Genomic DNA, 16,245 nt, shown 5'->3' on the forward strand with positions numbered 1-16,245 from the left:
AAGGTGTCCCGGGCCGCGGACGCCGTACCGGCCGGATCCGTCATCCGCCCCAGCGCCGTGACGGCGCCCCGGACGCCGGTGGTGTCCACGAAGTACACGACGCCCTGTTCGAGGACCTCGGCCGGCGTCGGGCCCTGCAATATCGGGCCGTCCTCGGTGCCGAGCGGCAGCAGGTACGCCAGGGCGGTCTGGTTCTCGACCGTGATCGGGTCCGGGTCGCGGACGCTCTTGCGGACCCTGCCCTGCACACCGGAGTGCTGGTACTCAACAGTGATCTCATAGTCGCTGGTCAGCGCGAACTCATCGACCTTGCCGGGGTACTCCAGCAGTTCGGGACGGTTGTTGAGGAAGCCCACCGCGTCGGCGGCACCGACGCTCCGCTGGAACTCGACACCCATCATCGCCGCCCTGAGCGCTTGGAAGAGCCCCTTGAACTTGAGACCCAAGGCGATCTTGCGCGAGTGGCTGACGGACATCCCGGCGCTGTCCATGCCCATCGCCAGGTTGACCGTGTGGAACTCGTCCGTACTGCGCTTGAACTCCGGCGGGTGTGCGGGGTTCTTCCGCGCCTTGATGGTGACCTTCGCCGAATCGACGTCCCAGTCCACGCCCATGCCACCGCGGCGCTTGCGGAGCGTGAACGTCATGCCGTCCTGGTGGATCTGGTCATAGTGGGAGTCCAGGCCACGGCTGGAAACCATCTTGTCGAACAGCTCTTCGCTGTCGACCAGGCTGTCGAGCTTGTTGCCGTGCCCGTACCACTCGTATCCCGCGAACGGGTCGTCCTCCCGGGCCGACAGGAACCCGGTCTTGCGCAGCTCGGCTATGAGCTCTCCCCGGATCCGCTCGACGGTCGCGTCGGCCACCATGACCAAGCCCATTCCGACGCCCTTGCCCTCCGCGACGTAGCGCGGCACCGGTTTGGTTTCCGGGTCGTCGTCGCGCCTGCCGGTACCGCGGATCGCGTCCGCCTCGTACGGGCGGGTGCCGCCGTGGGCGGGTGGATTCTTCAGCGCCTCCCGGTCGACCGGCAGACCGTGCTCGTACGCGGCCGCCTCCGGCACCCGGACCAGCGCCCTGCCGGGGACCGGCCGGGTCGTCCTCGGCGCTCGCTTGCCGCGGACGCCGACCGTCGCCCGGTGCGTGAACGACATGTCGTACGCGTTGGTGTACGAGGTGTCGCGCGGCACCAACACGTGCAGACCGGTCCGCCCGGCCGAGATCCCGTCAGTGTTCGACGAGGACCTGATGCTCAGGTACGTGCTGATGCCCAGGCCGGCCTTCTCCAACCCCGATACCGGCGCCCCCAGATCGACCTCGACGCTCGGGAACGTCAGGCCGCTGCTGTTGGTGATGGCGTGACCGCCGCTCCAGCCGTCGATGGCGGTCCGCACGTTCTCGATGTGCGACTTGTCGCTGGTCGCACCGACCCGCGGGGCGCCGGTCAGCCGCTCGGACTTCACCGACACCGTCGCCACCGGCCGGCCGTACTTGTTGTGCAGCCTGAACCGGTACCCACGAGCGGTGTTGACCGCCGCGTCCAGGTGCATGTCCAGGTTCCACAGCTTCTGCAGCAACTCCTGCCGGATCGAACTGCCCATCGGCAGCTTCAACCCGCTCTCCCGCAGGCTCACCGCGATCTCGTCGAACAACCGGGGCAGGTTCGTCAGACCAGAGGCGAAGAAGTACGACGGCAGCTTCGTGGTCTTGACCGTCTCCCCCGTCGCGGTCACCTGATCCGACGGGGCCTTCTCCAGATAGTGATCCGGAATCCACAGCAGGAGACGCTCGCCGGTCGGCTCGTCGAGCCGGTGGACGGGCGTCCGGTTCCAGCTTCGCTCCGGGTCCGTACGCACCTTGAACGACCACTTCGCCGTGTAGGCGATCAGCTTGTGCTCGGTGCGGTTGTCCTCGACATGACCGCCCTCGGCATCGGCGATGTGCGTGTCGGACCGGTTCGACTGGTTGGCCGTGCCGGAAAGCGAACCGCCGAACCGCATGATCACACCGGGCGCCACGGGGACACCGAAGGTCAACGAGAGCGCGCCACGCGTCGCACCCGTCTGCCCGCTCTGCGACTGGGCGTGCGCACCGGTCGCGAACACCGAGTTGGTGGTGCCGACGGCGTGATGCTCCCCCTCCGCCGAAGGCAGAGCGGACGGCGTGAGCGTAGAACCGGCCGGGTTGCGCACGGCGTGCGGATCGGTGGCGTCAAGGGTGACCAGCAACTCGCCATCGCCGATCGGCACCTGCAAGCCGCTGTCACCCGTCTCCCCGGCCGCATCGTTCATGCCGAGATACCGGTAATTGGCCAGCAGACGATGCGTCAGCAGGGCCAACTCGTTCTCGGTGTAATTCACCCCGGCCTCGTCCAGCGCCTGCCGGATCCGCCGCAGCAGCGCCGGCATCTGCGGCAGGCCCGCACGCGGCACACCGATCGAACGGATCATCGGATCCGCGTCGATCGGCGTCGCCACCTCCTCCGGCGGAGCGGGTGCCTTCGGCGGAGCAGAGGGCTCCGGCAGTCCGGGCAGTTCCAGCGGCTGCTCCCCGGCGGAGGGGAACGAGGAGCCCGGATCCGGCTCGGGGCTCGGCTCCGTATCCGAGACGAGGCCGTCTCGACGCCCCCGGCCGAACAGCGCCGGGACGATCGGCTCGCCCTCCACCGCGCCCAGGAGGGAGAACACGCGGAACCACTCGTCCCGAGGACTCGAGCCCGACGGGGTGTCACCTGAGCGCACCGAGGTCACGTCACCGGTGACCGGATCGAACTCCACCCGATACGGAGTGGCCACGACCGGTCCGTCCAACACGCGCGACAACGGCTGTGCCACACCAGCACCACCGTCGATCAGCAAGTACGGGCTCAGGCCCGGCGCCGACTGGGTGATCGCCGCCGCCGTCGCCTCCACCGTGACCTCGTGCTCGCCGGCCATCACCAGGCCGTCCCGCACGGTCCCGAAGACGAACACGCCCCCCTCGGGCAGCACGGCGGCCAGACCCCTCATCCTGGCGCCGAGCGACTCCAGCCCGGCCTCCTCCAGCGCTCCGGGCAGCAGGACCGCCACCGGACGGCCGTCGACATCGACCGCACGCGTCTGCTTGAGCACGTCCTCGATCGGCATGCGCGGTTGTGCCGTGGCCGCCGGAGTCGTGGTCGTCGTCGCGTCGGCGGGGCGCGGCGGGTTGTCGGCGACCAGGTTCCGCGCGAGGTCTTCGCCGGCCTGTTCTCCGGAACGGGCGATTTCGGCGGCGACCAGGAGCCGCCACTCGCGCGGCGCCCGGGACCGGGGCTGCCCGGTCCGCGGCCGGGTGATCGCCTCACGGATGATGCCGTCCGTCGGGTTCAGCAGTCCTTCCAGCCGAGTGGGGGACAGCAGACCCAGCGTCGTACGGGCCCGTGCCGGATCGTGCCGGGCGGCGTTCGCGAGGCCGTTCACGAAACCGGCCTCGACCCCGGACTCCGGCAGGCGCGGCAGGCCGATCAGGTCGGCCGCCAGATCCTGGGCGGCACGGTGACCGGCCCACGGTATCTCCGCCGCCGTCAGCAACCAGACCGCGGTCAGCCTGCGGGCCCGCCCCCGTACGCCGGCAGGTGACGGAGCGACACCGGTCAGCTGCCGGACGATCAGCCGCGCCTCGTCGAGGATCTGCGCGTATCGCTCCTCGGAATCGTTCCGCAGTCGTTCCAGCGTGGTCCGGGCGACGTCCACTCGTGCGCTGTCGATGGGAACGCGCGGCACCAGCGGTTCTTCCAGCTCGTGCGCCAGCCGCCGGGCCAGGCCCTCCCCGGCCGCCCGGCTCGCACGGGCCAGCTCCGCCGCCACCAGCAGACGCGCCCGATCCACCGGCGACACCCGACCACCCGAATCGATGACCGACGGCACCCGACCGCTCAGATCACCGAAAAGCGCACTCGCCTCCTTCATCACCTGAGCCCGGCGTTCCTCCGCCAGCGAGTCCAACGTCGCACGGGCACGGTCGACGGCGGTCCAGGCCCCCAACCGGCGCGCACGCGGCGCCGAGACGGCGTTCGCGGTGTTCGACGGGCGTGCGAGGCTCCGGCTCACCTCGACGGCGGGCCCGGAAGCGGCCTGTGCCTCCGCGGACGCAGACCGCTCCGACGTCTCGGATTCGTCCGCGGCCTTCGCATCCGGGGACGTGACCGCTGGTGGCTCGCGCCTGGCCCGCTCTTCTGCGGCCTGCGCACGGATCTCACTGCCCGAGCCCGCGACATCCGCACGCCCGCCCAGCCGCCGTCCCGGACCGGCGAACGGATCCGTCACGGGCTCGGCCTCGGCCTCTGGCTGAGAGCCGGCGATCTCGCTGAGCGTGACGATGCGGCCGGGTTCCGCGCCGAGGAACCGTCCGTGCCGCCACGGTACCGGGGCGACCTCGACGGCCTCGCGCGGGAAGCCTTCGCTGGTGGGCAGGAACCGCAGGCTGCGGAAGCCCCCCGGCAGGTACGCCTCCCGGCCCTTCTGCCCGTCCAGGAAGACGACGCCGTTGTCGTCGTGGACGACGTTGAAGACGTGGTCGACGTCGGTGTCGTGCACGCCGACCAGGACCATGCCGCGCGCGCCCCGCCCGGCCGCGTGCATCGCGTCGTAGATCGCCTTGTAGCCGGGCACGTCGAGCGGGTCGCCCTTGCCGTAGCTGGCGAGGTGTTCGTACGGCGAGGCGGCGTCCGGCGGGACCTGGTAGTAAGGAAGGGTTCCGGGGTCCTCGCCCAGGTGCAGCAGCGCCTCTTCGAAGGTGAGGTCCACGCCGATCCCCGTCAGCAGGCAGTTCGTCAGGGAGTCGCCGCCCCTGGCGGGGTTGATCTTCGGCAGCCACGGATACGCCCGCCTGGTCGCCTCCCCACCGAGCCTGGGCGGTGACCACCGCGGGACGGTCGTCCCGGCCTCGGCGCCCCGCGCGCGGACCGTCGTGCGTCCATAGCTACGCAGCAACTCGTCCAGGTCGTAGAACATGCTGTTCTCCGACACCGGCTGGGCGCCCCGTCCGAAGGGGGTCTCCTTCTCGTTGTGGAGCATTCGCACGAGGTACGTGTCGCCGTTCTGGAACACGTCCCACTGGATGTTCGCAGCCATCGGGGACACGGATTCGCCCCGCCAGGGGTTGTCGGCGTGGGTGTCCGGCGACGCGAGTGTCGCCGTCTTCTCACTGCCCGGCAGACCCAGGAGAACGGCGAACGGAATGATCGCCTCGGCGTGGGCGAAGCGCAGTGCGGCCCCCAGGTCGCTGGTCCCCGCCCGCTTGGCCTCGATGTTCGCGAAGAAGTCGTCGAGCAGGACATTCGCCATCGTGTACGTGATGTCGCTGTCCTCGAAGCCCGGGCCCTTCCTGTAGAAGGTCTTCGCGTCACTCAGGTAGGCCAACCAGGACGCGTCATCCGCAGTGACGTAACGCTCCAGGTCCCAGGTGCCCTCATGGCTCATCAACGGAGCGAAGCTGCGGAGCCGGTACACCGCATGGGCCGCGTCGACACCGGTGCCGATACGGGCACCGATCGGAGCGAACTCTCCGGCGAAGATCCGATCCACGAAGGCCGGGGTGAAGATCTTCAGCAGTACGCTGCGGGCCGCCTCCTGCATGGCCGGCTGCTGCTCGATCTCCTGGAGCTTGGCCGCGAGGCGCTCGTCGCCCGCGAGGTAGCTCCGGTACTCGGCACCACCCGCGGCCATGTGGAAGTGGAGCAGGTCGGGGTCGGTCCTGGCCGAGCCTAGGAGGGGCTTCAGAGCCGGGTCGCGGGCGGCGAGAGCGGCGGTGAAGGCGTTGCCGCTCTCGACCGCGCGGCCTTTGCCCGAGTTGACGACGTCGATTCGCTCGGAATTCTCGGCGATCCTCGTGAACAGTCCGGGGAGTCGCTCACGCATCCGCACCGCGGCGTCCCGCAACTCCTGCCTGCCCCGGCCGCTGAGGTTGCCGTATCCGATCTCCGTGAACGCGTCGCGCAGCGACCGTACCTGCGGGCCGAACGCCTCGCCGTCCCGGGTCAGAGCGCCTTCGCCGGCTGCCACCTCCCACAGCCCCAGGATCTGGTCCCCGTAGTCGGATTTGGTCTCGGCTCGCGAGCCATGATGGAAGACGCTCTGGGTGAACACCGGCGTGAAACCCGGTGGCGGCTGCTCGTACGTCCGGAGATCCTGCTGTGGCACGTATGGCGTCTTCGTGGCATAGCCGCCGGGCGACTCGGCGATTCTCATGACCGGGTGCCGGCTGATCGAGCCGTCGTCCTCGTGGATGAGCAGCTCGACCGGGACTCCGGTCTGGGTGGTCAGCCGCCGTGCCGCCGTGGTGGCCGACGTCAGATGCTCGGCCTTGGACCAGAGCCGCAGTGTCCGGTCGCGCAGCGCGCTCGCCCCGCCGGCCTGATCGAGGATGTGTGCGGTGGCCTCGGGCGGGAGGGTGCCGTTCTGGGCCCACTCGGCAGGGAGCAGATCGTCGTCCAGCGGAGGCGGCTCGACGTCCAGGGCCCGGGCGTCGATCAGTCGCCGTACCACCGTGGCCGGGAGCATGCCGAAGAAACCGTCCGGCACGGTGACGACGACGTGGTGACGGTGCGGGCCCGTGATGTGGTACTCGGCGTCGAAGACGTAGTAGTCGAAGTCGCCGTCGCGCTGCCGGTTGGACTCGACGTAGTCGCCGGTGGAGTTCTTCTGGACCCGAACGTTCTCGCGGCCCCGGTCGCGTGACGCCCCGGGGTCGAGCAAGGACTGTTCCGCGCCCTCCTGTATCGGCCTGCCGATCCTGTGGCCGAGGTCGAACTCCAGACCGCGGGTCAAGCCGCCGCTCATCTCGGTCTCGCGCTCCGGCTCCTCGGCCTCCTCGGGAAAGTTGAGCGCGGTGTACCCGCCGCGGTGCACCCAGCGTCCCCGGGTGGGCACCAGTTGAACGGTCAGGTGTTCGCGGTTCAGCAGTGGCGAGCGGAACGCGGCGCGCAGGAGCGGGGCGATGTTGGCCTTGAGGTTCTCCTCGGAGAGGGCGATGTCCGCGGTGAGACCGTCCTGCCGGGTCGGCTCGAATTCATCGACGATCGGCGGGATGCCGCCTGCCAGCGCGTCCTGGTCGATCCGGCGCCCGGGGATCGCGGCGGCCGGAGCCCACAGCGGCAACTGGTCGGCGCCGGGCATCGACAGCGCCTGTACGTGCTCGGCGAGCGCTTCGGCGAGCGGAGAGACGGGCGGAGCCGGCGTGCGCGTGATGGCCGTCCGTACCGGCCCGGCCGGAACGGACGGGGCGGCCGATGGGGCGGTGGTGGTCAGATGGGTGGGCACGAGGACCGCCGCCCGGCCGGGGATCTCGGCCGTCGCGGCCGATGGGCGGGTCGGCGGGAACACGCGCTGCCACAGGCGCCGGCTTTCCCCGTGAGTGAAGACCTCCACGAGGCGCGGTGCGAGCCCGATGAGCTGCCCGGCCCGGCGGAAGAGCTCGTTCGAGGAGTAGTGGTGGAAGACCTCCACGCGAAAGGTGCCGGTGTGGGCGAACTCCTGGGAGGTGTCCTTGGCGGTGGCACGGCGGATGTCGCGTGTGACCCGGGTCGCCCCGACCGTTGTCTTGCGTCTGCGTGCGTACTCGATGGTGCCGCCACCGGCCGGCCGGAAGCCCTTCGGCGCGGTGGCCCACCGCCCGTGGACGAAAACACCTCCCTGGTAGGCGCGGCCGCGGCTGCGGCCCTTGCCCCTCTGCACGAAGCCCTGCCCGCCCGTGGTCACCCTGACGTCGGGCCGGGGCCGCTCGTAGGTGAGTGACTCCTCCTCGAATGTCACCCGGATTCCGGTGTGCAGCGTGCCTTCCAGCTGCGCGGGGATCTTCAGGTACTCCCAGAGGCTGCGCTTACGCCAGAACGTCGCGGGGCTCTTGAAGATCTGGTGGATCGCGGCCCTGCGCTCGGTCGGGAACTGGGCGCGGACGGCGTCTTCGGAGAAGCCCGCCTCCACCGCGCGCAGCATCTCCGGTTCGAGGTCGCCGCCGAGAAGGTTCTCGATGACGTCGACGAGGTCTTCGGCGTTGACCTTCTCGACATACGCGGCCGCCATGGCGAGGTCCGGGTGGACATGTCGGCGTTCGTCCGGCTTGACCGGGACATCGCTGCGGACGGAGAGGCCGTGGTCGACCGCGCGAACATGGGGGACGAGGAACTCGGACCCTCCGGAGATCTTCGCGTGCCGCACGGCACGGTAGGAGGCTCGCGGGGCGGAGCCCCAGTGCGCGGCCCGGCGCCAGCCTCTACGGCGCCCGCCGCGCCAGCGCCGATATTCCATCGTGTACACCGGCTCGGCGCGGAACTGCTCGCTGTCTCCTGAATACGTGCCCAGGTTCAGATCCAGGGCACCACCTTGATCGCCCTGGTGCGCGCCCCGGGACATCTCGCCGCTGCCGCTGACGCCGGCCGACAGCTGGTTGCTCGTCTTCTGGCTGGTCGTCCGGCCGCCTTCCGCCTGTTCCGCCTTGGGAATGCCCAGGCGGATGACACCGCCGGGCCCGCCGCCGCCCTCGAGCGAGTTCTCCGCGCCGTCCTCCTCGGCGAAACGCGGGTCCGTCTCGGTGTACTGCTCCAGGGTGGCGCCGTGGACGGTCTTCTCGTAGCGGACGTTGAAGGTACGGAGCCGGATCCGCACTTCCTGGTTCCAGCCGTCCTTGGTCGGCGGCAGCGGGATCGCCAGGCCGCGCTTACGCAGCATGGCCGGGGCACCGGCCTCCATGAACGTCTGCGTGCCGCTACGCAGGATCCGCTGCGCCACGCCGTACCTGCGGCCGGACGGCACGATCTTGGCGAGCACCTGCTGGAACGGATCGGCCTTCGTCCCGACCCACGACGTCTTGTTGTGCGCCGCCACCAGCTGCGCGAGGTTCGTCGATATCTCCGCCAGGCCGGAGAGGGTGACCCGGATACCGGACATGCCCTGCTTGTTCAGGTCGAACTCGGTACCCGGCTGTGAGCCGGGCGAGCCGGCCAGCCGCTTGATGCCGTCCTCGTCCAGAGGGCCTCTCACCACGGTGGCCTCGCCGAAGGTGGCCACCTCGTCGGCAGGGACCGGCTTGTCCGGCAGATACTCGTCCGAGACGGTCACCGCCGTCCAGTACCGGTCGCCGGAGAACTCACGGACCTGGGCCGACACGACGCCTTCGGACGGCCGGCGGGCGGTGACGGCCAGCGTGTAGACGGCCTCGTACTCGAAACGAGTGACGTCGCCGGAGGTCTTGTCCCGGCGGTACTCCTTGACGCCGGTGCTGTCGATGATCTTGTGCGTCCAGCCGCGCTTGGCGAAGAGGCTGAGAACGTCCAGGTCGATGCTGAACAGATTCTTCAGCTTGAGCCGGAACCGGATGTTGAAGCCGCCGCTGACGGACAGCCCCTTCTCTTCCTCGACGTCCAGCGACGCGACGCCCTTGCGCTGCGAATCCAGGGTGACATCGCTTTCGGCGACCGGGTCCCGGCGCAGGGCCCGCAACTCGCCGTCCAGCGAGGCGGTGAAGATGTAGCCGTCGGCCTCCGCCTGGTGGCTCACACCGACATCGATCAGACCCGGGTACTCGCCCCGCAGCCCCGGAACACCGAACTTCGTGGCCAGCACCCGTGCCAGGTGCTGGCGTTCGTCCGCCGAGAGCTTGACGCCGGCCGAGCGCATCTGATGCGCCAGGGCCTTCGTCACCTGCGGGTAGATCTCTTCCAGCCCGGGCGTCTCCCGCACGATGCCCTTGCCCAGTCCCTTCCGGGCGGCCAGCGCGAGCGGCTCACGCGGATGCACCACGTGACGCCAGGGCCGCAGACCCGCGCGGACCCTGCCGTACTCATCGACGACGAACCGCTTCTCCGGCTCGTGCGCGCCGTCCTGTCCGCCTCCCAGCCGCCGGCCGTCCGCGGCTATCACCGGGATCCGCGTCGCCATCATCATGCGCACGGCCTGGATCACCGGGTCCGCGCTCTTCGCAGCGGGTTCGGCGGAGTTCCCCAGCCGCAGTCGCAACGCCTCGGTGAGCTGGACCTGCGGGATCCCACCGTCCTTCAAGAAGCGGGCGATGGAGCCCATGCCGGCCGCACGCAGCGGCCGCTCCAGAGGTTCGTGCCAGGCGTGGGTCTCCACCACCGCAAGCGGCGACGTCGCCGCCGGGTTGGGCACCCATCCCCGCGGCTCCCGCGCACCGCCCGGCTGCTCATGCATGAAAAGGGCACCGCTGACCCGGGCCTGGTCGTCCAGCACGTACCGCCACGGCGCCGTACCCGGCTCCTCGGCGCGCGAGACAAGAGTCGACCGGTCGGCGTCCATCAGCACCCAGGTGACGTTGTCGTGCCCGAACAGTCCCCGCCAGGTCTCCGACGACAACTCGGGCATCAGGGTGTCGTACAGCTCACCGGGTATCGCGATCTCGACGGGCCGCTGGTCGGCCAGCCCGTGCAGGTCCTCCACGTCCCGTACGCCGTCCTCGCCGAACGGCTCGGGCGGTGCCGTACTACCGGCGAACCCGGACATCAGCCGCGATACGAACCAGGTCCGGGGACCGGCCGGCAGCTCCGGCGCCACCGCCGACCGCGCGACCGGCGCCTCGAACTCCTCGGCCGTCACCAGTCCGGAGCCGGTGAGTACTCCGCCGAGAGCCCGGCGCTCGAACTCCTTGGCGTGCCCGCGGCCGATGCCCAACTCGCCCACCACCGGCACGGTGAAGGCCGCGTCGCCCAGGTTGGACTTGATGGCGACCGTGAACCGGTACTCGGTCCGGTAACGGACCAGACGGTCCTTCCGCATGACCGCGATCTTGGCCTGCCCCTCGCGGCCGACGGTGTACCCGTGGCCGCGAGAAGACCCCACCTTCGGTATGTCGACGGTCGGGGTGGTCAGGTGCTCACCGAGCTCGATCCCCAGCGCGACCCCCGGGGTGACGCTCGCACCGCTGTCGTGTGTCTCACCGTCCCGGATGAGCGCCGTGTCCGCGATGTCGTTACGGAGCAGCACCGGATCATCGGTGGTCGTGACATAACGCACCGTGTGCGGCTGCCCGCTGATCTCCAGATGCCCCTGGAACTCCGAGAGGCGGGGCACCCTCTTGGCGAGTTCGCCCATCACCTTCTTACCGAAGACCCACTGCACCTTTTTCGCCAGCACCCCCGACACCCAGCTGTCGGTCAGCCACCACTGGCTACGGTCCTTGATCGTCTTTTCGTTGAAGTACTCCTCGGCCGCGTCCTGGACGATCACGTCGGCGTCCTCGGCCGAAAGGCCGAACTCGTTCTCCAGCGTCTCGGCCAGCCCGACCAGCAGTTCCTCGGGCAGCGCCGCGTTGACCGCGTAGTCCAGCCCGTGCAGGACCTCCGGATCCGCCACGCGCACGACGGGATGCCCGCCGTCTTCCACGGTCTCCGTCATGGCCGGTGTCTCCGCGGCGGAGGAGTACGCCTGCGGATAGGCCAGCCGCGCCTTGCCGGGCAGTGCCACGCTCGGCCGGAACTCGCGGTTCACGGTGGCCCGGATCCGGATCCGGGCCGAGTAGGAGTGCGTGGCATTGGCGATGACCCGGTTCCCCGACTGCACCTCCATCGCGATGCTGTGCCCGGAGGAGTACCCACGCTCCACCGTGATCTTCCCCGTCGGCCCCGCATGCGACAACGCGGCCTGCGTCCCCCCTTGCACCGCCAGGAAGAAGATCGGCTCGAGCCTGCCGCTCCTCGCCGACCGCACATGACGCGAATCGCCCTCGGAGAACGACGTGTCGCCGTACTTGCTGAAGTACTCCTGGTAGCCCGGATCGACCGGCGCGTCGGCCGGCGGCTCATAGTCCAGTTCCTCGGCGGAGAACGTGAGCTTGACCCGTACGCCCCTGACGACGATCAGCCTGCCGTGACGCAGCAGCTTCTCCCAGGTCTTGGGATCACTGTCGGTCAACAGCGCGAGGATCTCCGTGCGCACCGAGCCCGCGACCGACGGGTCCAACCCGGCGGTCACCGAGTTGATCCAATCGTCGACCGGCTCGGCGACCTTGCCCCCCGGCACCGACCTGGCGACCACGTCCGTCACCGACGACACGTGCCCGTCACCGAGCCCACCGTTCGCCGCATACCAGGGCGGCAGCGGCCGGGGTGCCGCCGGCGTATCGGTCGCAGCCACGCTCGTCTCAACGGCGGCCTGTGCATCCGCAGCAGAAGCTGCCACGCCATCGCCCGTGGGTGCCGGCGCCGGTGCCGGCGCTGCTGACAGCCGTGGCAGGGTCCCCTGCTCCTCGTTCCGCTCCGGCTCACGCGGTACGGCGGCCGTGCCTGCCGCAGACCCGGATTCTGCCGACACGGCCCCGGCGGACGATTCCGCCTTTTCTTCCACCGGGTCGTCCTCCTGCCCCGGCGGATCGACCTCCGCTATTTTGGCGTTCCTGCCATAGATGGCCAGCAGAAGACCGTGCATGTCCTCGTCATGCCGCTGAACAGCGGACCAACCAGTGAGACTCCCCTTATCGGTATAGTGGCTATGGGCGGCGTGCGCCTCCAGATAGAAGTTCGTGAGGGCCGCGAAGTACTCGCCTGGGTCGGCAGGGCGATCGGAGCCGTCAGGAAGGCGCGACGAGCCGCCGGGCCATATCGCATCCGACTGCTGCCGCTTTTTATTGTAAGAGGCTAGGATTTTGCTCTTCGCTTTGACATTCAGACCATAGGCGTAGAGCAACTGCGCGAACACATGCACGGCATCGGAATGGCCGGCCGGAGAGGACACGCCCAAAGAAGACCTATCGCCGAGAAGATCCTCCTCGGAAACCGCGGCCAGTGCGCCGGTACGGATACTGCGCTCCCGGTCGGCGGGTCTGCCTCCGGCAAGCTCCTTCCCAGCGAACGCACGCCAGGGCCCGAGCGAGGTCAACGACTCGGCCCGCGGGATGATGGACACCCTGCCACCCGCGTTGATCACCTTCTCCGCGATCTCCGGGTCGTTGCTCAGCATCGTCATGATGATCGAACGCAACCGCTGCTGGGCCGTCATGGTCTGTTCCACTCCCGGCGGCATCCGAATCATCAAATCCGCCACCGCGGCCGCGAACTCCGCCGCACGCAACGACACACGCATCTGGTGCACGAAATCCCGATCCGAAGCCAGCGCCTCCCGCTGATCCGCGGACAAGTGCCAAAACTGCGGTCGATACGTGGTCTTGGTCTGGCCGACCGGATCAGCCACGGCGACAAGTCCACCGAGATGCGTGGCCAGCGCCTCGGCGAAGTCGCCGAAGCCGACCTCATCCTCCCAGGAGTCCCAGTCTTCGCCCGGCTCCTCAGCATTGAGAGGCACCAGCGTCACGGAATCACCCAGCCTGTGGTCCGTGTTACGAGCCACCCAGCGCGCCACCTGCTCCGGACTCCGCGAACCACCGCCGAAGATGAACGTAAAAGCCTTAGGGTTGAACTCACCGAAAATTGCCCAAGGATCAGCCCCAGCATCCCTCGCCGGCTCTACGACATCCCCACCCGGCTCACCGTTGAATTCCCGGAAGGCCCGGTACATACGATTCTCCGCCTGCGTCTGCCAGAGAGGATTGGCGCGGAGACCTTCAACAACCGGACCGTAGATCTTCTCCAGAAGACGAACAATCGCCACATTCTCATGCCGAACGACCCAGTCCGTACCGTTGTTCCTCGGCCATTGAGTCGTCAAGTCGATTCCGGCGTTCGTCCCCAGATATGCGTTCGTCAGTTGCGCGAAGTATTCGGTCTCATTCTTAGCTGAATAGTTGTAGGCCGTCTCCCCCTGGCGCGTGGTCAATGGCCCATCCGGCCATTGCACATTGAACCCCGACTTTGCAAATTCCAGCTTACTCTTATAGCGCTGCGAGATGAGCTTTCTATCCTCGACACCGAGCCCGTGAAGGTGGATCAGGTGAGCGATCTCATGCGTAACCACAGAAAAGCCGGTCGGGTACGGATCGTGCACCGTAGAGATCTCGCCGACAAGATTTTCCTCCGGCACCGCAGCGAACGCCGTGTCACGGTTCGTAATACCGCGCGTGCGGTCGTGGCCGACGACCTGACGCCAGGGCTCAAGCGAGGTCAGCGAGACGGTCCGCGGGATGATGAACACCCTGCCACCCGCAGTGATCAGTTTCTCCGCCACATCCGGGTTATGGCTCAGCATCCGCGTCAGGATCGCATGCAACTGCTGCCGGGCCGTCGCGGGCTGCTCCACCCCGGACGGCACCCGGATCATCAGCTGCGCCACCGCGGACGCGAAGTCCTCCCGAGACAACTTTTTCAACTCACTGATGAACTCGCGATCCGAACCCAGCGCCTCCCGATCGTCGGCGGACATAGCCTGCAGCTCCGACATCCGCTCATCCGGCGACAGGCCCGCCAGCCGCGCCGCCTCCTCCGCGGATGACACAGGCCGGCTCGTCACGGACTCCGGCCGGGCGGACGAGTCGCCCTGCTCCGGTGTGAGCGCCCCCGGCGACGGCGCGGGCGGGGCGGGGTGTCGTGGGCCCTCGTCCGGCCGGTTCACGACCTGATGGATCGGTGCCGCCGCGACCGTCTCCGCGTCGCCTTCGCCGGCCGACGGCGGCGCGGCGGCGAACCCGTGTGCCCCCGGAACACTCGCCGCCGGCCGCAGATCCGACGGCGCGGGCGGAGCAGCGTGGCCCGGCGGCTTCTCCAGGGCGAGTTGGAACAACTCCAACGCCGCCGCCCGCTCCGACGCCGACAGCTCCGCAAGAGCGGGGACCACCTGACCTTGCGTATCAAGGGAGAGCACCTCACCGACCGGCGGAGAGCCTTCCCGCGTGCCGAACCGATCAGTGAGCCAGTCGCTCACCTTCCTGGTACCGGCCGTAATCGTGTAACCGGCCTCTTCGTGCTGATCAGGATCGACCAGCACAAGACCCACATCACCACTGTGATACAGAACGATCCCGTGATTCACCCAGCCACGGCGGAACCAGACATAAGCGTGCGCGCCAGGCTCGGCCCGCACCAGAGAAACAAGCAGATCCTCCCACGCGGTCAACGCTGCCGGTTTCATATCCGGCAGCGGCGTCACAGGCCACCGACCCGACAAACCAGTAAGCACCGACCGGCAATACTCGCTACCCGAATCCGGTCCGGCCGGCAGGCCCGCACCGCCGGGCCGAGACTTGTCAGCCCTCCTGGCCTCCTCGGCGACCGCAGCGGCATGGTCCTCGATCTCCCGCGCCGACAACACACCGCCCGCGACAGACCGTCCGCCGACCACATCACCCGACCGGCCGGCCACCTCCCCACCGACCGCCCCGTTCACAACCGGCACGACATCGGTGCGCATCACGGCAGGGAGCCCCATCCGGCGGGCCACTTCCCCCCGCCAGGCGTTCAGCCCCGACGCCGGCACCGATCCAGCGACGCCCTGACCCCCGGCCACGCCCATGGTGGGCTGCGAAAGGACCGGCCCCCGGGTCCCGGCCTCCAGCGCGATCGCCCCATCGGCATGGCGCCACCCCCGCGCGACCTGTACACACGCCGCCCCAGCACCGGTCCTACCGTGGCCGGCCGTGCTGTGGCGTGACGAGCGCCACCCGATTCGCCCGTCCTCCGCCGATGCGCCGGCCACGATCGACATGGCTCGCCCGAACCTTCTCAGGCCGTCCGGCGGCTTCGGTGCCCGGGCGCGTACGGCTCGCCGGTGGGCAGCACCGACGACCAGGCGGCCGGCATGACGTCGGTCTCTGGCCGGGCGCACAACTCGGCCAGCGTGTTGACGTAGCTGGTGATCGGCGCGTCGGCGGGTACCGCGAGGTCGACCTGGCGTCGCTCACCCACGACGGTGATCCGGCAGTGCTCATCCACGAAAGAGGCACCCCTTAAGGTTCGCGATCGAGCCCGGCCATTCTTGCCGTGGGAAACCGCGGCCTCCAGTCCCCCTTTCCGGTGTCCCCATGAGCCCCGCTCGGCATCGCGGGCACACCGCCGTCGGCCACATGAAGCACTGAAATGGCGGAGACCTCAACGCAGGCCGTTATCCCATTCTCATCGGGTGTGCTGTAACTGCTGCCCTGCCACCGAATAGGGGCGGGCTCCGACAGCGGAGGGAACGGGACGGGCACCGGAGCGTCGGCGGGACGGGAGCCGAACAGGTGCAGCAGGGCGTTCTCCAGGTCATCGGCCAGCCGGTAGGCATCGTCCGGTCCCTGTTCCAGCGGCAGCATTCCGTACATGCCGCCGGAGACGGGCACCCGGAGAGTCCCGCGGCGGCCGGTCAGGGTCACGACGACGTCGAACCTGTAGTGCCGGTACCGGCGGGT

At 69.0% G+C, this 16,245-nt stretch carries 3 protein-coding genes; all 3 read right to left on the reverse strand.

What is annotated here, in order from left to right; genetic code table 11:
* On the reverse strand, positions 1-15,269 hold a 15,269-nt coding region (locus AB0L00_RS45105; RefSeq protein WP_364444319.1), incomplete at its 3' end, for a histidine-type phosphatase.
* Positions 15,270-15,580: 311 nt separating this feature from the next.
* Complete coding sequence (locus tag AB0L00_RS45110) at positions 15,581-15,790, reverse strand: EsaB/YukD family protein (protein ID WP_364444322.1); 210 nt, start codon at positions 15,788-15,790, stop codon at positions 15,581-15,583.
* 14 nt (positions 15,791-15,804) lie between these two features.
* Positions 15,805-16,245: hypothetical protein (locus tag AB0L00_RS45115; RefSeq protein ID WP_364444324.1), on the reverse strand; the 441-nt coding region annotated here is incomplete at its 5' end.

Origin of the sequence: Actinoallomurus sp. NPDC052308 (assembly GCF_040679195.1) — a bacterium.
GTDB lineage: Bacteria > Actinomycetota > Actinomycetes > Streptosporangiales > Streptosporangiaceae > Actinoallomurus > Actinoallomurus liliacearum.